This window comes from Stutzerimonas azotifigens DSM 17556, assembly GCF_000425625.1.
GTDB classification, from domain to species: domain Bacteria; phylum Pseudomonadota; class Gammaproteobacteria; order Pseudomonadales; family Pseudomonadaceae; genus Stutzerimonas; species Stutzerimonas azotifigens.
Genome location: NZ_AUDU01000016.1, coordinates 53,064 through 71,952, shown reverse-complemented (window position 1 = coordinate 71,952; position 18,889 = coordinate 53,064). Strand labels below are relative to the sequence as shown.

The 18,889-nt window shown below is 67.7% G+C and carries 14 protein-coding genes; 8 read left to right on the top strand and 6 right to left on the bottom strand.

What is annotated here, in order from left to right; all coding sequences use genetic code 11:
* Positions 1-7: 7 nt before the first annotated feature.
* The 6 genes from H610_RS0100320 to H610_RS0100295 form a co-directional block, all read right to left on the bottom strand.
* Positions 8-1,201 carry an NAD(P)-dependent oxidoreductase gene (locus tag H610_RS0100320; protein ID WP_043237266.1) on the bottom strand — a complete coding sequence of 398 codons (1,194 nt, stop codon included), beginning with the start codon at positions 1,199-1,201 and terminating at the stop codon, positions 8-10.
* A gap of 312 nt (positions 1,202-1,513) precedes the next feature.
* Positions 1,514-2,017, bottom strand: coding sequence for a thiol peroxidase (gene tpx, locus H610_RS0100315; RefSeq protein ID WP_028237865.1), 504 nt, complete (start codon positions 2,015-2,017; stop codon positions 1,514-1,516).
* Positions 2,018-2,071: 54 nt separating this feature from the next.
* Positions 2,072-3,415 carry an alanine/glycine:cation symporter family protein gene (locus H610_RS0100310; RefSeq protein ID WP_028237864.1) on the bottom strand — a complete coding sequence of 448 codons (1,344 nt, stop codon included), beginning with the start codon at positions 3,413-3,415 and terminating at the stop codon, positions 2,072-2,074.
* 262 nt (positions 3,416-3,677) lie between these two features.
* Positions 3,678-7,388 (bottom strand): translocation/assembly module TamB domain-containing protein, encoded by a 3,711-nt coding sequence (locus H610_RS0100305; RefSeq protein ID WP_043237264.1) that lies wholly within the window; start codon positions 7,386-7,388, stop codon positions 3,678-3,680.
* Positions 7,385-9,112 (bottom strand): autotransporter assembly complex protein TamA, encoded by a 1,728-nt coding sequence (locus tag H610_RS0100300; protein WP_028237862.1) that lies wholly within the window; start codon positions 9,110-9,112, stop codon positions 7,385-7,387. Before H610_RS0100300 ends, H610_RS0100305 begins: the two co-directional genes overlap by 4 nt.
* A gap of 155 nt (positions 9,113-9,267) precedes the next feature.
* Positions 9,268-9,906, bottom strand: a complete 639-nt coding sequence (locus tag H610_RS0100295; protein WP_028237861.1) for a GNAT family N-acetyltransferase — start codon at positions 9,904-9,906, stop codon at positions 9,268-9,270.
* Positions 9,907-10,034: 128 nt separating this feature from the next.
* Here H610_RS0100295 and xthA point away from each other — a divergent pair, with 128 nt between their 5' ends.
* The 8 genes from xthA to H610_RS0100255 all read left to right on the top strand — a co-directional run bounded on the left by xthA (position 10,035) and on the right by H610_RS0100255 (position 18,860).
* Complete coding sequence (gene xthA / locus H610_RS0100290) at positions 10,035-10,847, top strand: exodeoxyribonuclease III (protein ID WP_028237860.1); 813 nt, start codon at positions 10,035-10,037, stop codon at positions 10,845-10,847.
* 224 nt (positions 10,848-11,071) lie between these two features.
* Positions 11,072-12,334, top strand: a complete 1,263-nt coding sequence (locus tag H610_RS0100285; protein ID WP_028237859.1) for a hypothetical protein — start codon at positions 11,072-11,074, stop codon at positions 12,332-12,334.
* Positions 12,331-12,738 carry a hypothetical protein gene (locus tag H610_RS0100280; protein WP_051231401.1) on the top strand — a complete coding sequence of 136 codons (408 nt, stop codon included), beginning with the start codon at positions 12,331-12,333 and terminating at the stop codon, positions 12,736-12,738. The genes H610_RS0100285 and H610_RS0100280 overlap by 4 nt, the downstream gene beginning before the upstream one ends.
* A 279-nt stretch (positions 12,739-13,017) precedes the next feature.
* Positions 13,018-13,425, top strand: coding sequence for a hypothetical protein (locus H610_RS0100275; protein WP_051231399.1), 408 nt, complete (start codon positions 13,018-13,020; stop codon positions 13,423-13,425).
* 472 nt (positions 13,426-13,897) lie between these two features.
* Positions 13,898-15,274 (top strand): substrate-binding domain-containing protein, encoded by a 1,377-nt coding sequence (locus tag H610_RS0100270; RefSeq protein WP_084166331.1) that lies wholly within the window; start codon positions 13,898-13,900, stop codon positions 15,272-15,274.
* Positions 15,275-15,380: 106 nt separating this feature from the next.
* Positions 15,381-16,340 carry a carbohydrate kinase family protein gene (locus tag H610_RS0100265; protein WP_028237855.1) on the top strand — a complete coding sequence of 320 codons (960 nt, stop codon included), beginning with the start codon at positions 15,381-15,383 and terminating at the stop codon, positions 16,338-16,340.
* A 113-nt stretch (positions 16,341-16,453) separates the two neighbouring features.
* A complete protein-coding gene (locus H610_RS0100260; RefSeq protein WP_051231398.1) occupies positions 16,454-17,320 on the top strand; it encodes an AraC family transcriptional regulator in 867 nt (288 codons plus the stop codon).
* A gap of 232 nt (positions 17,321-17,552) precedes the next feature.
* The gene (locus H610_RS0100255; protein WP_028237853.1) at positions 17,553-18,860 is read left to right on the top strand and encodes an ABC transporter substrate-binding protein; all 1,308 of its coding nucleotides are present in this window, start codon (positions 17,553-17,555) and stop codon (positions 18,858-18,860) included.
* Positions 18,861-18,889 lie beyond the last annotated feature (29 nt).

Genomic DNA, 18,889 nt, shown 5'->3' with positions numbered 1-18,889 from the left:
GCTCAGCTCAACCGCTCGCCGCGGCCACCGCCCCCAGGGGGAACGACACCAGCGTATCGGCCTGGCGCCGAGCCGGGTCCCTCTCCGCCTGCAGCAGCCCGTGCCGCTGCAGGTCGACGATGTCCAGCGCGCGGCTGGGCAGGATGTCGACGTCGTCGAAGGTGATCAGCTGGCCCGGCTCCACCGCCCGCTTGAGCGCGGTCTTGCGCAGCAGGCCGATGGGCACGTAGTTGGGATTGTCCGCCAGGCGGATCGCCTCCCCGCGGAACTGGTAGCCGCCGATGCCGCGCTCGATCAGCTCGCCCGCCTTCATCGCGTGCTTGGCGATGGCCGCCACGCCCAGCGTCGGCTGGGTGGAATTGTTCAGCAGCACCCCGCCGCCGTTCAGCACGCGGCGGACCGTCTTGCCGACTTCCAGCGAGCAGAGGTGGAACGGACGGACCAGCACATAGTAGGGGCCCGCGCCGAGCTTGAAGTACTGGATGGCCGGCGCCTGCTCCTCGTCGTGGCGACAGACGAGGAACACGCCACCGGCGGGATAGCCGCTCGGCACCACGTAGTCGACGATCGGCTGGCCGGTGCGCTCGGCCATCAGCCCGAGCACGTCGGCGGTGTCGTTCAGGCTGGTCGAGGCCAGGCCCTCCAGGCCCTGGCGCGTGATGGTCGCGCCCAGCCCGTTGCCCACCACGACCTGCTCGATCTGGACCTTGGTGCCGTCGGTGAAGGACGTCGTCTGCTCGATGCTGATGCCCTGGCGCCTGGACCAGTAGGCCATCTCCTCGGGCGTCGGATGATGATTCAGGAAACCCTTCATGTTGCCGTACACCAACGGCCGGAAGCCCATCTGCACGGCATCTTCATGGAGCGCCGCCAGCGAGCCCGGCTGGTCGCCTTCCGCCTCGGTGAGCAGGCCCTTGCCGGCGAGGTAGGAGCCCGTCGTGACCTGCAGCTCGGCATTGACCGTCACCACCGGCAAACCGGCCTGGAAGGCCCGCTCGATCACCTCGGTGCCGTGGAAGACGTCGCCGCTGCACTCGACGATGAGGTCTGCGTGATCCACCAGGTCATCGATCGAATGGGTGAGCGCGTCGGCCAGGGGGAAGTCGCCGAGCGTGTTGAAGGGCCGCCGCGTGAGTACTCGCGTTATCTCGATGTCACGGTAGTGGTTCTTGATCAGCCGCACGAAAGCGTGGGCAATCATGCCGGTGCCGGATACGCCGACGCGTTTGACAGAACTAGGCATAGCGAATCCATTCCTGAATAGGCATTGCGATTGAGACCGCAGCCGTGTGAAAAGATTTTGTCGTCCACTGCAAAGCCTGGCCTTCTGCCATTGAATCGTCACCCTGCCCGGGTGGTGACGAAAATACGGCTTCGGAAGCCAAGCTAGCGGGCGCCAGGTGGATTTGCTAATTGACACCGATAGACGGCGGGAGGACCGGCGATACTTTTCCGTCGCCAGAAACGAAAAACGGGCCTTTCGGCCCGTTTGTCCACGACACCTCGTGTGGGATCAGCGCGACAGCGCGGCCAGCGCCTTCTCGTAGTCCGGCTCCTTGCCGATCTCGGGCACCAGCTCGCTGTGCAGCACCCTGTCCTGCTCGTCGAGCACGATCACCGCACGCGCCGCCAGGCCGGCCAGCAGCCCGCTGGCGATCGCCACGCCGTAGTCGGTCAGGAACTCGCGGCCGCGCATGGTCGACAGGTTGATCACGTTGCTCAGGCCCTCGGCGCCGCAGAAGCGCGCCTGGGCGAACGGCAGGTCCGCGGAAATGCACAGCACCACGGTGTTGTCGAGCTTGTCGGCCTGGGCATTGAACTTGCGCACCGAGGTGGCGCAGGTGGGCGTGTCGATGCTTGGGAAGATGTTCAGCACCTTGCGCTTGCCGGCGTAGGCTTCCAGACCGACGTCGGACAGGTCGCCGGCGACCAGCCGGAACGGCCTGGCCTGGCTGCCGGGCTGCGGGAACTCGCCGATCACCTGGATCGGGTTGCCACGGTGGGTTACTTCGGTCATGTCTGACTCCTCGCTTGTCGGAGCGCCGTCGGCGACGGCGCGAAAGATCACGGTTCAGGTACGGGCGAAGTACTCGCGCGTCAGCTTGATCACCACGGGACTGAGCAGCAGCAGCGAAACCAGGTTGGGGATCGCCATCAGCCCGTTCAGCGTGTCGGCCAGCAGCCAGGCGAAATCGAGCTGGGCGATGGCGCCGAACGGCACGGCGAGCACCCAGATCACCCGGAACGGCCAGATGGCCTTGGTGCCGACGAGGAACTCCCAGCACTTCTCGCCGTAGTAGCTCCAGCCGAGGATGGTGGTGAAGGCGAAGATCACCAGCGCGACCGTCAGGATGGCCCCGCCGAGCCCCGGCATCGCCGCCTCGAAGGCCGCCGCGGAGAGCGCGGCCCCGCTTTCGCCGCTGGTCCACACCCCGGTACAGATGATCGCCAGGCCGGTCATGGAGCAGATGATGATGGTGTCGATGAAGGTCCCGAGCATACCGATCAGGCCCGAACGCACCGAGCTGGTGGTGGTGCCGGCCGCCTGGGCGATGCCGGCGGTGCCCAGGCCCGCCTCGTTGGAGAAGATGCCGCGGGCGACGCCGTAGCGGATCGCCGCCATCACCGCCGCCCCGGCGAAGCCGCCGGTAGCCGCGATCGGCGAGAAGGCATATTCGAAGACGAGGGCGAAGGCCGCCGGAATGGCTTCGGCGTAGACCACCAGCACCACCAGCGCCGCGATGATGTACGCCAGGCACATGAAGGGCACCAGCGAAGCGGCCACCTTACCGATCCGCTTGATGCCGCCGAGGATCACCAGCCCGACCACCACCATGGTGCCCAGGCCGGTCAGCCACATCGGAATCGAGAAGGTCGTCTCCAGCGCATGGGCCATGCTGTTGACCTGCACCATGTTGCCGATGCCGAACCCGGCCAGGCCACCGAAGATGGCGAACAGCACGCCGAGCCAGGCCCAGCGCTTGCCCAGCCCGTTCCGGATGGCGAACATCGGCCCGCCGACGTGTTCGCCGCGGTCGTCCTTCTCGCGGTAGTGCACCGCCAGCACCACTTCGCAGTACTTGGTGGCCATGCCCACCAGCGCGGTGCACCACATCCAGAACAGCGCGCCCGGGCCGCCGAGGAAGATCGCCGTGGCCACGCCGGCGATGTTGCCGGTACCGACGGTCGCCGCCAGGCTGGTCATCAATGCCTGAAAGGGGCTGATCTGGCCCGTTTCGCTGTCCCCCGGCGCGCGCCCGCGCCACATCAGCGAGAAGCCGGTGCCGATGCGCGCCAGCGGCATGAACTTGAGCGCCACCATGAGAAACAGGCCGGTGCCGAGAATGAGCACCAGCATCGGCGGCCCCCAGACCAGGCCGTTGATCGCATTGACGAGGTTGTTCAGGGTTTCCATGTCGGGTCCTTGTTGTTCTTGAAGGCCCTGTGGGGCGCGGAAATTCCGGGCCCTCCGGGATGTCGTCGGGCCCGAGCCGGTGGCCGGCCACCGCTGGATCGCATGCCGGTGGCCGGTGGCAGGCGCTCGCGACGCGCTGCCACGGGTTTTGGCCGCCGTCCGCGGGGCTGCACGGGCGCCGGACGAACGGCCGTCGGGATGCTAACACGCAGGAACCGTCGTCGTTCAATCGCCTTCGCCCCGGCCGGGCCACGGCCGCCGTTCAGAAATCGCGCCGGTAGAAGATGTCCAGCGAACTGGCCAGGCCACTCGCCGCTTCGAGGAAGATCCGCCGGGTCAGGCGGTAGCGCAGCGCGATGGTGTTGGCCGGGGCGAACACGCCGACGCCGTAGCGCAGCGACAGGCGCTCGGTGAGCCGGCCGCTGGCGACCACGCTGGTCTCGTCGCCGCTGCCCTGGGTGTCCAGCTGGAAGTCCTCGATGCCCAGGCGCGAGGCCAGCCCACCGCCGAGCCGCGAACCGCCGGCCAGCCCCAGCCCGAGCGCGGCCTGCGCCAGCAGGCTGCTGTCGCCGGAATCGGCACCCAGCGGCCGCCCGAGAATCAGGTAGGACAGCGCCTGCTCCTGGCTCATGGTGGGCTCGGAGAACACCTCGGTGCGCGGCTGCGCGGCACTGCCGGTGATGCGGATGCCGGCGATCACGTCGTCCTCCTCGATGCGCCGGATCGCCTCGATGTCGAGGAATGGCTGCGACACCGGGCCGGTGAACAGCAGCCGCGCCCGACGGATGTTCAGACGCTGCCCGTAGGCCCGGTAGCGTCCGTTGACCAGGTTCAGCTCGCCTCGGGTATCAAGGTTGTTGCCGATGTGCATGAAGCCGCGCAACTGTGCGGTCAGGCCGAAGCCGGAGAAATTCAGCCGGTCCTCGCCGACCACCACGTCCACCGACATTTCCATGTTCAGCGGCTGCGCCTGCGGCCCGGCCTCCTCGCCGATGATCACGGCGTCCTCCGACACCTCGACGGTGGACGGCGGCAGCTCGCGCACCCTGATATCGCCGCGCGGTACCTCGACCCGCCCGGTGACGGCCAGGCGCCCGCCGCCGAAGGTGACGCGCACGTCCGGCTCCACCTCGAGTTCGGCGTATGGCTCCACCACCACCGGCAGGCGCTCGCCGGCGATGCGCAGGTCCAGGTCCAGCGCTTCCTGCCAGGCCAGCGTCCCGTTCAGGCGGCCGCGCCCCTGCTCGCCGCTGCGCCAGTCGCCGTCGATGTCCAGCGACTCGCCCTCGATGTTCACGGCGATACGCAGGTCCTCGAATGTCGTCGGCAGCTGGCCGCCGCCGATGTGCCCGCCGCTGAGCTCCAGCTGGCCGAGCACCTGGGGCTCGGTCAGGGTGCCGGTCAGGCGCCCGCTGCCGTCGAGCGCGCCTTCGAGCCGTTCGACCTGGGGCGCGAACGGCCGCGCCACCGCCAGGTTCAGGCCGCTTAGGCGGAAGGTGCCTTCCAGCGGCTTGGCCTCGCCGCGCGGGTCGATCCGCGCGCTGACCGCCAGTTCGCCGAGCTCGCCACCTTCGAACGCCAGGTCGGCGTTCACCTGGTCCGGAGCCAGGTCGGCGTCCAGCGCGAGCGTGGCATAGGGGAAATCGATCCAGTGGTCGGCCTCGCGCATGCGCAGCGTGCCCGGGCCGGCGTCCACGCTGACCTTGCCGCTCGGCCCGGCGGCCGGCAGTTGCAGGTCGAGATCGGCATTCAGCTCGCCGTCCCAGGCGAAGTCCTCGGGCAGGTAGGCAGCCAGGCGTGCGAGCGGAAAATCGCGCAGACGGTAGCGCAGTTGCGGTTCGGGCATCAGCCGCTGGTCGTCGGCACAGAGACTGGCCGGATCGGATATCCAGCAGTGCGCGGCCAGGTCCAGGCGCCCGTCGGCGCGCCGGGTGATGGCCGCCGGCTCGCGCAGCGCCCAGCGCTGGTCGACCGCCTCGAGGGTCGCGCGCAGCAGCCGCCCGCGCCAGGACAGATCCTCGGCGAGCGAGCCGCTCAGGCCCAGCGCCACGTTCGCTGTCGGCCCCTGCAACTGCAGGCTGGCCTGATGCGCCTTCTGCGTTCCGTCGGCGTTTACCCTGAGGGTGCCCAGGTCGGTTTCGCCGGCATGCAGGCCCTCGCCCGACAGGTCGAGCGCCAGGCGTTCGCCGCCGTCGAGGGTCGCGCTCAGCTGCAGCGCCCGCGCGCCGTTGCCGTCGAAGCCGAGCGACTGTCCGTTCAGGGCCAGGCGCCCGCGCGGCGCGTCGGGCGTGCCGGCGGCGGTCAGTTCGCCGGACAGCTGGCCCTCGAGCCCCGGCCAGAGCTGGCCGAGACGCGACAGCGCGAGCTCCAGCCTGGCCTCAAGGCTGTCGCCCCAGCGCCCGCTGCCCTGGATGCGGTTGTCGCCGACCTGCAGGTTCAGCAGCGGCAGCCGCCATTGCTCGCCTTCGGCGTCGGCCTGCAGGCGCAGGGTGGTCGGCTGGCCGCGCAGTCGCCCGTCCAGCGCCAGGTCGGCGTGGGCCTGCAGTGCGCCGTCCGCCAGCGAGCCGGTGCTCTTCAGGGTGCCGCCCAGTTGCCCGGGCAGCTCGGCGACCCAGTAGGCGGGATCGAGCCGGCTGAGCGCCAGGTCGGCGCGCCAGCTCAAGGCGTCGGCGAACCTGACGCCGACACTGCCGCTGGCGCTTCCCTGCCCCGCCACCAGTTGCAGCTGCGGCAGGTTGACGCTGCCCAGGTCGCCACTCACCGGGCTGGCGAGCGTGAAATCGCCGGCCGGACCGCTCAGCGCCGCATCGAAGTGGCCCAGGTAGTTGCCGTCGTCGTAGTCGATCTCCGCTGTCGCCCGGCGCAGCGTGACTGGGGGCTCGTCGATCTCGGGGTAGAGCCAGGTCCAGGGAAAGGCCTGCCAGGCCAGCTGCGCGTGGGCCTCGATCCCTTCCTCCCAGCCGGCGCGTCCTTCCAGGCGCAGCGAGCGGTTGCGTCCGGCGTCGAGTTCGAGGGTATCGAGCACCGCGCCGGCCTGGTCGACCACGCCCTGCAGCGCCAGCCGCACGGGTCCGCCCGTACCCGGCAGCTGGCCGGTGCCGAGCAGCCGGTAGCCGTCGGCCAGGTTGCCGCTGGCGGTCAGCTCGAGCTGCTCCAGGCGCAGGGTGTCGGGCAGGTCCGGCAGCGCCTTGAAGGCCTCGCTGGTCAGCTGCAGGGTGGCCGGCAGCCGTTCGTCCAGCGGCTCGATGTGGCCGGCCAGGCGGCCGGTGAAATAGCCGTCGCTGTCCACGGCGAGCCGCAGGCGCTCGCGCAGGTCGCCTTCGACGGCGATCTCCAGGTTCAGCGCCTCCTGCCCGGGCACCTGCACCAGCGCCTGCCCGTCGAGCGTCAGCGGCCACTGGCCGCTGGGCAGCAGCCGGCCGTCGAAGGTGGCGGACAGGTCGTCGCGCTCGACCGTCAGCCGCTCGATGTCCAGCCCCTCGGCGCGCCACCGGGCCACCAATTGCAGGTCGCGCAACTGTTGCGTGCCGTTGAAATCGAGCGTGCCGATGTCCAGACGGTCGACACGGATCGCCAGCGGCAGCCGGACGTCCGGCAGGCTGAACGGCTCGTCGGCCGCCGCCGGGTCCTCCGGCCGCGGCGGAAAGTCCAGGCGAATGTCACCGGTCAGCAGTTCGTCGATGCACAGCGTCAGTTGCAGCAGGCAGCCGGGCGACCACTGCAGCACCGGCGAATCGACTTCGACGCGCTGCCCGTCCTGGCTCCAGACCAGCCGCTCGGCCTGCCAGCGCCCGCCCAGGCGACCCTGGAAGCCGCTCAGCTCCAGCCCCGGCACACGCGCCAGCACCCAGCGGCTGCCGCCCTCGGTGCCGAGCACCAGGGCCAGCCCCGTGCCGGCCACGAACAGCACTGCCAGCAGCAACGCCAGCAGGGACGCGAACAGCGCCGCGGCGATCCCGAGCGCTCGCCTCACAGCTCCGGCCCCATCGAGAAGTGCAGGCGAATACCGCCGTCACCGTCCAGCGGATGGGCGAGATCGACCCGCAGCGGGCCCACCGGCGACACCCAGCGCACACCGAAACCGACGGCCGTCTGCAGGCTCGGCGCCGACAGCGAGTTGAAGGCGTTGCCCTGGTCGACGAAGGTGGCGATGCGCCATTTCTCGGCGAACGAGTACTGGTATTCGGCGCTGGCGGTGAACTGGTAGCGGCCGCCGATGAAGTCGCCGTCCGAGTTGGTCGGCGACAGGTGCTGGTACTCGTAGCCGCGCACGCTCTGGTCGCCGCCGGCGAAGTAGCGCAGCGAGGGCGGCACCGCGGTGTATTCGTCGGTGAGGTTGGCGCCGACCTGCACCCGGCCGAGGAAACGGTGGCGGCGCCCGAGGGTGGTGAGGCCCTTGAGCAGGACGTTGCCGTGGATCAGGTCGGCGTCCGACAACAGGCCGTCCTTGGCGACCGCGACTTCGAAGCGCAGCCGGTAGCCCTCGTTGGGGTCGATGCGGCTGTCGCTCTGCAGGTAGCTGAAGGCCACGCCCGGCATCAGCAGCGTGGCCAGCCCGGAGTCGTCGCCGAGGCGGTATTCCTCGCGCATCCACTTGAGCGAGAGCACCCGGTCCCAGCCGCTGTCCAATCGGCTGTGCCATTCCGGGCCGAGTTGCAGCAGGCGGCTGAGCGAATCGGTACCGGCGATCTCCTCGTACTGGTAGCCGCCGACGAAGCGCAACTGGTCGGTCAGCGGCGGGTCGAGCGGAATCTCGTACCACAGGCCGACGTTCTGCCGCGGTGCCGAGAGCTCCATCTCCGCGCCGTAGCTGTGCCCCTGCGGGTTGACCCAGTGACGGGTCCAGTCGAAGCGCACGCGCGGGCCGACGTCGGTGGAGTAGCCGAGGCCAAGGCCGAAGGTGCGCGGCTCGCGGGTGCTCAGGTGGACCACCACCGGCACCTTGCCGTCGATCGCCTCGGTGGGGTTGGCGTCGACCCGCACGCCCTCGAAATAGCCGCTGGACTGCAGGTTCTGGCTGAGTTCGGCGATGTATTCGGCGTCGTAGGCCACGCCTTGCTCGAACGGCACCATGCGTGCCAGCAGGCTCTCCTCGAACGGGGTGTCGCCCTCGAAGCGCACCTCGCCGAGCTGATAGCGCCGGCCACTGTCGAACACCAGTTCCACGTCGGCGGCATTCGCCTGCGGATCGATGGCCAGCCGCTGGCGGGTGAAGCGCGCATCGAAGAACCCGTACTGAGAGGCCTGGGTGCGCAGCTGCAGCTTCACGTCCTCGTAGGTGCCGTGGTTGAGCACTGCCCCGCTGCGCAGTTGCCGGTGCGGCACGCGGAACTCGCGCAGGCTCGCGGCCGGCCCTTCGACGCGCACCTCGACGTTGCGCAGCCGGACCGGCTCGCCCGCGCGGATGACCAGCACCAGCCGCGGGTTCTGGCCCTCGGTCACGTCGCTGTCGATCTCGCTCTGGTAGTAGCCCAGCGCCTGCAGCGCCTTGCGCGCCTGCTCCTCGGCGACGCGGCTGTAGCGCAGCAGCTCGCGGCTGTCTCGATCGCCGAGCGCACCGATGTAGTTCTCGACGTTTTCCCTGAGGGCGCCGTTGTCCGGGGTGATCCGCACCTCGAGCTCGGCGGCTCGCGCGGCGGACGCCGACAGCACCATGACGCCGAGGAAGACCGCGGCACGCGTGTTCGTTGAATGCATGGCGTCGAATGCTACCAGAGCGGCTGGCAGGAGGTGCTGGATCGCGGTCTGCCAGGCGCGGAAAAAATACGGCCGGTCTCTGGGCAGCGGGGGCTGCTCTCACGGGTCCAGGCGTCTGACTGCCGGACCGGCGCAAAAATTCGCCGTGTCCGACGTCAGCCCTGCGCCTGCCTGGCCCGCGCCGGCGCCGGATGGAAGAACAGGTGCTCGACCACCGGGCCCACGGCGATCTGCCCAAGCTCCTGGTAGCCCTGCCGCTGGTAGAAGTTCAGATAGCGTGGGTTGCCGGTGTCGATCACCAGCCCCTCGGAGTGGGGGTCGTCGGCGCACCAGTCATGCAGCGCCTCGAGCAGCTGTTCGCCGTAGTGCCGGCCCTGGTAGCGCGGATGCACCCCCATCAGCGGCAGCACGTGATAGGCCCCGGGCGGCAGGCAGCCGAGCACCGCGGCGTGGTAGTCCAGGTAGCGCCGGGTGCAGCGAAAACCGGCCGACAGCAGCATGCGCATGCGCCAGGCCCAGCTTTCGGTGACGTCCAGCCGCCGCTGCGGCGGGGCGATCAGCGCCACGGCGATCAGGCGGTCGTCGAGCAGCAGCCCGAGCGCCGGCTGCTCCTGGAGGAAATGCTGCTTGACTAGTTCGCGCACCGTCGCGCGGACCCGGTGGTCGTAGCCCGGTCGGTCGGCCTCGAACAGGTAGGCGAAGGTGGGCTCGTGCCGGTAGGCGTGATAGAGAAGCGAGCGGGTTTCCCGCTCGTAGCCGCTGTCGATGATCCGCACCTGCGCCGGCTCGCTCATGGCTCTCTCGCTTTCGTCGTGACTCACCAGCACGTTAGCACCGGCCCGGCGGGCCCGCCACGCGGCCAGGGTCGCCGACGACCGCAGGTGCCAGTAGACTTGGCGCTTTTCGTCTCGCGGATGCGCCCATGAAGATCGTCTCGTTCAACATCAACGGCCTGCGCGCCCGGCCGCACCAGCTCCAGGCGCTGATCGAACGGCACCAGCCGGACGTCATCGGCCTGCAGGAAACCAAGGTATCCGACGACCAGTTCCCCCAGGCGGAGATCGAGGCGCTCGGCTACCACGTCCACTACCACGGGCAGAAGGGCCACTACGGCGTCGCCCTGCTCTCGCGCGAGGCGCCGCTGGAGATCCACAAGGGCTTCCCCGAGGACGGCGAAGAGTCCCAGCGGCGCTTCATCTGGGGCCGCTTCAGCGACCGCGGCGGCCAGCCGGTGGTGGTGATGAACGGCTATTTCCCCCAGGGCGAAAGCCGCGCGCACCCGGTCAAGTTTCCGGCCAAGACCAAGTTCTACGCCGACCTGCAGGCGCTGCTGGAGAACCGCTTCACCCCCGACCAGCCGCTGGCGCTGATGGGCGACTTCAATATTTCCCCGCAGGATTGCGACATCGGCATCGGCGAGGCCAACGTCAAGCGCTGGCTGCGCACCGGCAAGTGCAGCTTCCTGCCCGAGGAGCGCGAATGGCTGTGCCGGCTGACCGACTGGGGCCTGCACGACAGCTTCCGCACCCTCAACCCGGAGGTGGCCGACCGCTTCAGTTGGTTCGACTACCGCAGCCGCGGCTTCGAGGACGACCCGCGCCGAGGGCTGCGCATCGACCTGATCCTGACCACCGAGGCGCTGCAGGCACGCGTGCGCGACGCCGGCGTCGACTACGACATCCGCGCCATGGACAAGCCGTCGGACCACTGCCCGGTGTGGATCGCGGTGGAGTGACCCTCGCGTTTGAATGGCCCGGTTCAGTGAGTCAGCGCAGTCCGTGACAGCCGAAGGAGAAGACAAGCTCACTGATTACATCAAAGGCTCCGGCCAGGCTTTCGGTTCTGTCGACTAACCCTCATAAGCGAAATCGCCCCATCTAGTTCTGGGCGCTCGGCGGGATGGTCCATGCCGTGTGCCAGGTAGACTCCCGGTTGATTCGACAGCACAGGGAGATTTCCATGGGGACGGAACCCCTCAAAAACCCGGCCTACGCGTTCGATCAGGGTTGGAGTCCAGATACCGACTGGAAAACCGACAGTACAGGGAGCCGCGATCTCGGCTGGGGTACGGATCAGAGCTGGAGCCCTCAGGCTGATTTATCGAAGAGCCGGCCTGGAAACGGTGGTGCCTCCTTTGCCGCCTGGGAGCAAAAAACCGAGGCTGTCCCCGAGCTCGCGGACTGGCCGCCGCCCGACATGCTCAAGCTCCCCGAGCCCCTGCCTCCTGGCTTCTACGTCGTACCGCGCAGCATGTCCGGCGAGCAGGTGCTCGCCAGGCTGTTCACCGACAGGCCTCACACTCATCTGGTCAATCGCATCAAGTCGCTCAATCCCACCTTCGCCCAAGGCTTCAAGGCGGGCGAAATGTTCATCATCGGCAACCTGCTCAACCCGACCGCCTGTTTGCGTGAAGAAGCCGACCTGATGGCCGCGGCCACCAGGGTGCGTGATGCCCTGGGGCCGCTGAGCGAAGACGAGGCCGACTTCATGGCTGAGCATCAGGCCGAAATCGCGCTGATGCTCGGCGGTGCCGGTGGAGCGCTCGGGGTCGGCAAGGACGTGCTGGAGAACGGGCTGAAACAGATCGCAGGCACCTTGCGTGACGTCGAATACCTGCATCGACGTGAATTCACCACCCACGGCCACCTGAAAAGCCCGCAGTTTTTCGCCACACGCCAACAGCTGTACCGCCAGCTCGACCACCAGCTGAAGGCGACCTTGCTCGGCAAGCAGCTGGGTCTGGGCTGCTACCCGACGCTGCGCCGCGACCTCGGCATCTCCACCCGCAGCCTGGTACACCACTGGAGCAAAGGCGGCGCTCCCGGCCAGATACCCGGCTACGCCACCCACATGGATGAGGTCGCCAAAGCGGCCAAGTACCTCAAATATGGCGGCCACATCGGCATCGCCCTGTCCGGAACCGCCTCCGCCATGACGGTTCAGGACGTCTGCCGCGCCGGGAAGACCGAGGCCTGCCAGAAGATCCGCTTCACCGAGGCGGGCAGCTTCGGCGGGGGGCTGGGTGGTGCATCGGTTGCTGTGGCCGTGACCGGCTCCGTAGCTGGTTCGATGTGCGCGGCCATTGGCATCGGATCAGGCGGCATAGGCGGAGTCGTTTGTGGCCTGGTAGTGGTAGGGGTTAGCAGTGTCGCAGGGGGCAAAAGCGGCGAGTGGGCCGGGGAGTTGGCTGGGGAAAAAATATATGAATGGAGACAGCCATGAGCTTCAAGGTTTGGTTTGAAAGCTGGCCCCTGGAGTTGCAGATTGCCTGTCTTCTGGCGCCGTTCGTGATCGGTCTGTCTGGTGTCTTCATGTTTCTTGTCATGGCATACCGAAATCTCGAAACGATCCTCTCGATGTTTCCTAACAGCACATATGTCAAAAGGCAAAAATTGCTGTGGGGTGGCAATGGCTTGCGTTCGCGCCTCATTCTGACCAGCAGCTTGGCGGCTATAGCACTGTGGCCAAATGGACATATCGGGCGTGGAGAACTCGATGAGGATGAGGTTCGGAAACTGCCCCCCCCGATCAAGCGCCGAATGGTTGTTGCCTGGTGGCTTTGTGCTGTCGGCATGGCCTGGCTGTTCCTGCTGGTGGGCCTGATAGAACTCAGCAGCGGCAAATGATGCTCCGGTATGCGGGGCCAGGAAAACCTCAGGCGTGCCAGGAGATCCGCTTCACCGAGACGGGTAGTTTTGCCGGGGATTGGGTGGTGGATCGGCAGGCGTCTGGGCTGGGAGCGTTACCGCTCCCGCTATCTGCACAGCCATCGGCCTAGGCTCGGGCGGTATAGGCGGGATTGTGTGCGGCTTGGTGGTTGTGGGGGTTGGCAGTGTTGCAGGGGGCAAAGGCGGCGAGTGGGCCGGGGAGTTGGCTGGGGAAAAAATATATGAATGGAGACAGCCATGAGCTTCAAGGTTTGGTTTGAAAGCTGGCCCCTGGAGTTGCAGATTGCCTGTCTTCTGGCCCCCTTTGTAATTAGCCTTCCCGGCGTGGCAATTGGCGTCTACATCGCCTGTAGCCGCCACTTCGACACCATGCTTTCGGCCTTTCCAAACAGTGCCTGGGCGAGGCAGCAGGATATTCTGGGAACTACCAGTCTGGCTTCGCGTTGCTACCTGGTCAGCTCGCTTAGCGGCGCTTTGCTCTTTTCGCAATATCTCGTTCGCAAAGGGACTCTCGATGCCGATGATGTCCGTAATTTTCCTCGCTCGCTGCGGCGCCTGATGGCCTTGTCTAGCTGGCTGGCAGTTATCGGCATGGCCTGGCTGTTCCTGCTGGTGGGCCTGATAAAGCTCAGCAGCGACAAATGATGCTCCGGTACGCGGGGCCAGGAAAACCTCAGGCGTGCCAGGAGATCCGCTTCACCGAGACGGGTAGTTCGGCGGGGTCTGGGTGGTGGATCGGCCTGCCGCGGCCTTGACAGGTCCGTAGCTGGCTCGCATTGGCATCGGGTCAGACGATAGGCGATATAGGCGGAGTCGTTTGCGGCTTGATCGTAGTTGGCGGGTCTTCGATTGCTGCTGGAGTTGGTGGCGCTTGTTCGGCGAAATGGCAGGAGAAAATTTACGAACGGAGCCAGCAGTGAACCTGGATACTTGGCTGCGCTCTCGGCATGGCCCGGCTATTCCCGCCGGCTGGTCTGTTCAGGTTCAGCGACGTCGGGCTGAGGTGCCGGGGCTTAGCTAGACTCTCGTGCAATCCTTCTCATACTGGCGAGTCGCGGTCATCTCGCTGTAACCGAACGGTCTTAATCTCGTGGCCTTCTCCCATGGAAGGTTGCGTATGCGTAATTCCCTCTCTAGCACGCGGGTTCCAGCGTATCGCGCGCTGCTCGCGGCGCTGTTCTGCTCGCTGCTCTGCCTGCCCTCGGTCACCCTCGGTGCACTACCGGTGCCGGCAGACGGCTCGCCGGTGTTGCGGATCCAGGGCTCCAACACCGTCGGCGCCAAGCTGGCCCCCCTGCTGATCGCCGGCCTGTTCGACCAGCAGGGGCTGTCGGACATCCGCATCGCCCCGACCGGCGAGGAAAACGAACAGCGCGTCACCGGCCGCGGGCCCGGCGGCCAGCTGGTCACCGCGCTGGTCGCCGCGCATGGATCGAGCACCGGTTTCGTCGGCCTGAAGGACGCCACCGCAGATATCGCCGCGTCCTCGCGACCGATCAAGGAATCGGAAGTCAGGGCGCTGGCCTCCCTTGGCGATCTGAAGAGCAGCGCCGCGGAACAGGTGATCGCCATCGACGGCCTGGCCATCATCGTCAACCCGGCCAACCCGCTGCCCAGGCTAGACACCGAGACGCTGGCCCGGCTGTTCTCCGGCGAAATCGCCAACTGGACGGAGGTCGGCGGGCCGGACCAGCCCGTACGGATCCACGCGCGCGACGACAATTCCGGGACCTACGACACCTTCAAGGAACTGGTACTGGCGCCGCACGGCAAGAAGCTGGCGAGCGGCGCCAGCCGTTATGAGTCCAACGACCAGCTGTCGGCGACGGTAGCCGGCGACCTCGGCGCCATCGGCTTCGTCGGCTATGCGTCGGTAGGCCGCGCGCGGGCGCTGCCGATCGCCGACGGCCAGTCGCAGGCGATGGCCCCTACCCCGGCGATGATCGCCACCGAGGACTATCCACTGTCGCGCCGGCTGTTCCTCTACGCGCCGCCCAGCGGACAGAGCGCCTGGGCCCGGGCGCTGATCGAATTCGCCCAGAGCGACGCTGGCCAGGCGCTGGTCCCTCGCAGCGGCTACATCGCCCAGCAGGTCGAGGCCATCCGCCTGCCCAGCCAGCCCGACATGCCGATGGCCTACCGGCAGCTCGCCAACGAGGCCAGCCGGCTGACAGTCAATTTCCGCTTCGAGGAAGGCAGCGCGGTGCTGGACAACAAGGCACAACGCGACCTGCAGCGGCTGGCCGCCTACCTGGCAGCCCACGACAAGCTGCAGGAGCGTGCGGTGCTGGTAGGCTTCGGCGACGCCAAGGCCAACCCGCAACGCGCTTCGCTGCTGTCGCGTCTGCGCGCCATGACGGTTCGTCGCGAGCTGACGAAGCTGGGTATAACCGTCAAGGATATCAACGGGTTGGGGGATGATCTTCCTGTTGCTTCTAATGATGGGGGCAGCGGCCGGATCAAGAATCGCCGGGTCGAGGTGTGGGTCTACTAGTGCCGGCGACCGTGCAGGATCGTATCGGTCGCAGGTCAGGTTCGTACTGTCACGGCCTCCGCCGCCGGTCTAAGCTCCGGTGGACTCTTTCCTGCCGGGCACCCTCATGTTCCTCGTCTGCGGTGAAGCGCTGTTCGACCTGTTCGCCTCGCCGGCCCGCCCCGGAGTGGCCAACCGGCTGACGCTCGAAGCCGTCGCCGGTGGTTCGCCGTTCAACGTGGCAGTCGGCCTGGCCCGGCTCGGCGTGCCGGCCGCGCTCTTCACCGGGCTGTCGACCGACCCCCTCGGGAACCAGCTGCTGCGCGTGCTGCAGGACGAAGGCGTGGAACGGCGTTTCCTGGTTCGCTTCGATGCGCCGACCACCCTGGCGACGGTCGGCGTCGGGGCCGACGGCTCCCCGGTGTACGGCTTCCGCGGCGACGGCTGCGCCGATCGCCTGCCGCGCCTGAAACACCTGCCGGCACTGGACGATGCGATTCGCGCCATCCACCTCGGCTCCTACTCGCTGGTGGTCCCGCCGGTCGCCGACACCCTGCTGGCGCTGGTCGAGCGCGAACAGGGCCGGCGCCTGATCAGCCTCGATCCGAACGTGCGTCTCAACGTCGAGCCCGATGCCGGAGTGTGGCGCGGGCGCGTCGAAGCGCTGGCCCGGTACGCGCACCTGATCAAGGTCAGCGACGAGGACCTGCGCGCGCTCTACCCGCACAGCCCCGCCGAGGCGATCGCCGAAAGCTGGCTCGGCGAGCGCTGCGAGCTGGTCCTGCTCACCCGCGGCAGCGGCGGCGCCAGCGTCTTCAGCCGGCGCCATGGCGCGCTCCACCTGCCTGCGCAGGCAACCCGGCTATGCGACACGGTCGGCGCCGGCGATACCTTCCAGGCGGCGGTGCTGGCCTGGTTGCACGCGCGCGGGCTCGCCGGACGGGAAGCCCTGGGCAGCCTGAGCCGCGCCGATCTCGGCGCCATGCTGGGCGTCGCCATCGCCGCCGCCAGCGTGACCTGCTCACGCACCGGCCCGGACCTGCCCCGCCGCCACGAGGTCCCCGGCCTGTCGCCGGCGGCCGGCTAGACCCTGCCGCCCGGCCTTTCGTACAGTCCCGCTGGCGCGATCCAGCCATCGACGGAACGACCACCGTGCACAACCACAGAACAACAAGAAACACCGACCCTTCCTACGAGCTGATGGACGACCACGACGGCCAGTCCCTCATCTATCGCGAGCACGGCTTCCCCTGCCCGCTGGTGCGCTGGCACAACCACAAGGAATACGAGCTGCACCTGATCGTCGCCAGCTCCGGCAAGGTCTTCATCGGCGACTATGTCGGCAATTTCGCACCCGACAGCCTGTTTCTCACCGGCCCGCACCTGCCGCACAACTGGATCAGCCAGGTGGACGAGGGCGAGGTGGTGCGCAAGCGCGACATGCTGGTCAACTTCACCGACGAGCTGCTGCAGGCCGCCAGCGGGGTGTTCTCCGAGCTGCGCCAGCTGACGCCGATGCTCGAACGCTCGCGCTACGGCATCGAGTTCCGCTGCCCCCGCACCATCCGCCGCGCCCGCCAGCTGATGCAGCAGGTGGCCGACTCGCAGGGCATGACCCGGCTCGGCTACTTCCTGATCATGCTGGAGCTGCTCGCTGCCTGCGACGACTATCAGCTGCTCTCGGGCGCGACCGCGGTGCAGCTCGGCGACGACCTGCACGTCGATCGCACCAACCTGGCGGTGAACTACATCTTCGCCCACTACATGCGCGAGCTGCCGCTGGAGGAAGTGGCCTCGCACCTGGGCATGAAGCCGACCTACTTCTCGCGCTTCTTCAAGCGCGCCACCGGGCGCTGCTACGTGGAGTTCGTCAACAGCCTGCGGATCAGCAAGTCCTGCGAACTGCTGGTCGACAGCGACAAGCCGGTCACCGACGTCTGCTTCGAGTCGGGCTTCAACAACCTGTCGAACTTCAACCGGCGCTTCCAGCAGCTCAAGGGCATGACGCCCTCGCGCTACCGCCGCCTGGCGATGGAGCGCCTCACCGAGCAGAACCGCGCCGGCTAATACGCTTTGCGCCGTCAAGAAACCGGACAGCCCGGCGCCCGGCCGCACGCCATGCGCCCTGCTCCACTGTGCGCCAATCTGCAGGACTGCAAGAAAGTATCGATCGCAGTGCCTCCAGGGCTTTGTCGGCGTGCGCCGGCGGGGCTGTAATGCTCCCGAACGCACGCCCAAGGGCATGCGAAAACAACAATAAGAGCTTCCGCCGCAGCGGGCGCGGAAGAGGAGTCCGACAATGAAGATCAGCAACGCGCTCATCGGCACCGGCTGCCTCGCCCTGGCGGGCTTCGCGCAGGCCGCCGAGACGGTCACCATCGCCACCGTCAACAACGCCGACATGATCCGCATGCAGCGCCTGTCGCAGACGTTCGAGCAGCAGCACCCCGACATCGACCTGGAATGGGTGGTGCTCGAGGAGAACGTGCTGCGCCAGCGCCTGACCACCGACATCGCCACCCAGAGCGGCCAGTTCGACGTGCTCACCATCGGCATGTACGAGGCCTCGCTGTGGGGTGAGAAGGGCTGGCTGGCGCCGATGACCGACCTGCCCGCCGACTATGCCGTCGACGACGTCTTCCCTTCGGTGCGCGAGGGGCTGTCGGTCGACGGCACGCTCTACGCCCTGCCCTTCTACGGCGAGAGCTCGATGACCTACTACCGCACCGACCTGCTCGAGCAGGCCGGCCTGGACATGCCCGAACGCCCCACCTGGACGCAGATCGCCGAGATGGCCGGCAAGCTGCACAAGCCCGAGCAGGAGCAGTACGGCATCTGCCTGCGCGGCAAGGCCGGCTGGGGCGAGAACATGGCCCTGGTCACCACCATCGCCAACGCATTCGGCGCGCGCTGGTTCGACGAGCAGTGGATGCCCGAATTCACCAGCCCCGAATGGCGCAAGGCGACGCAGTTCTACGTCGACACCCTCTCCAGCTACGGCCCGCCTGGCGCCTCGAGCAACGGTTTCAACGAGAACCTGGCGCTGTTCAACAGCGGCAAGTGCGCGATCTGGGTCGATGCCACCGTTGCCGGCTCCTTCGTCAGCGATCCGTCGCAGAGCAAGGTGGCCGACTCGGTCGGTTTCACCTTCGCCCCGCACGAGACCACCGAGAAGGGCTCGGCCTGGCTGTATTCCTGGGCGCTGGCCATCCCCACCACCTCCAAGCAGAAGGACGCGGCCATGGCCTTCGTCACCTGGGCCACGTCGCAGGCCTACGCCTCGCTGGTCGCCGAGACCGACGGCGTGGCCAACGTCCCGCCGGGCACCCGCGCCTCCACCTACAGCGAGGCCTACATGCAGGCGGCACCCTTCGCCGAGGTGACGCTGGAGTCGCTCAAGCAGGTCGACCCGGCCAACCCCTCGGCCAAGCCGGTGCCCTACATCGGCATCCAGCTGGTGACCATCCCCGAGTTCCAGGCGATCGGCACCCAGGTCGGCAAGATGTTCTCCGCGGCCCTGACCGGGCAGATGCCGGTCGAGCAGATGCTCGCCGCCGCCCAGCAGAGCACCGCCCGGGAGATGAAGCGCGCCGGCTACCCGAAGTGAGCCGCTGCGCCTGTACCACCCGGACACGC

Excerpts from the sequence above, each read along its gene's own strand:
- H610_RS0100320 (WP_043237266.1), bottom strand. The coding sequence starts at position 1,201 with ATGATTGCCCACGCTTTCGTGCGGCTGATCAAGAACCACTACCGTGAC.
- tpx (WP_028237865.1), bottom strand. The coding sequence starts at position 2,017 with ATGACCGAAGTAACCCACCGTGGCAACCCGATCCAGGTGATCGGCGAG.
- H610_RS0100310 (WP_028237864.1), bottom strand. The coding sequence starts at position 3,415 with ATGGAAACCCTGAACAACCTCGTCAATGCGATCAACGGCCTGGTCTGG.
- H610_RS0100300 (WP_028237862.1), bottom strand. The coding sequence starts at position 9,112 with ATGCATTCAACGAACACGCGTGCCGCGGTCTTCCTCGGCGTCATGGTG.
- H610_RS0100295 (WP_028237861.1), bottom strand. The coding sequence starts at position 9,906 with ATGAGCGAGCCGGCGCAGGTGCGGATCATCGACAGCGGCTACGAGCGG.
- xthA (WP_028237860.1), top strand. The coding sequence starts at position 10,035 with ATGAAGATCGTCTCGTTCAACATCAACGGCCTGCGCGCCCGGCCGCAC.
- H610_RS0100285 (WP_028237859.1), top strand. The coding sequence starts at position 11,072 with ATGGGGACGGAACCCCTCAAAAACCCGGCCTACGCGTTCGATCAGGGT.
- H610_RS0100280 (WP_051231401.1), top strand. The coding sequence starts at position 12,331 with ATGAGCTTCAAGGTTTGGTTTGAAAGCTGGCCCCTGGAGTTGCAGATT.
- H610_RS0100275 (WP_051231399.1), top strand. The coding sequence starts at position 13,018 with ATGAGCTTCAAGGTTTGGTTTGAAAGCTGGCCCCTGGAGTTGCAGATT.
- H610_RS0100270 (WP_084166331.1), top strand. The coding sequence starts at position 13,898 with ATGCGTAATTCCCTCTCTAGCACGCGGGTTCCAGCGTATCGCGCGCTG.
- H610_RS0100265 (WP_028237855.1), top strand. The coding sequence starts at position 15,381 with ATGTTCCTCGTCTGCGGTGAAGCGCTGTTCGACCTGTTCGCCTCGCCG.
- H610_RS0100260 (WP_051231398.1), top strand. The coding sequence starts at position 16,454 with ATGGACGACCACGACGGCCAGTCCCTCATCTATCGCGAGCACGGCTTC.
- H610_RS0100255 (WP_028237853.1), top strand. The coding sequence starts at position 17,553 with ATGAAGATCAGCAACGCGCTCATCGGCACCGGCTGCCTCGCCCTGGCG.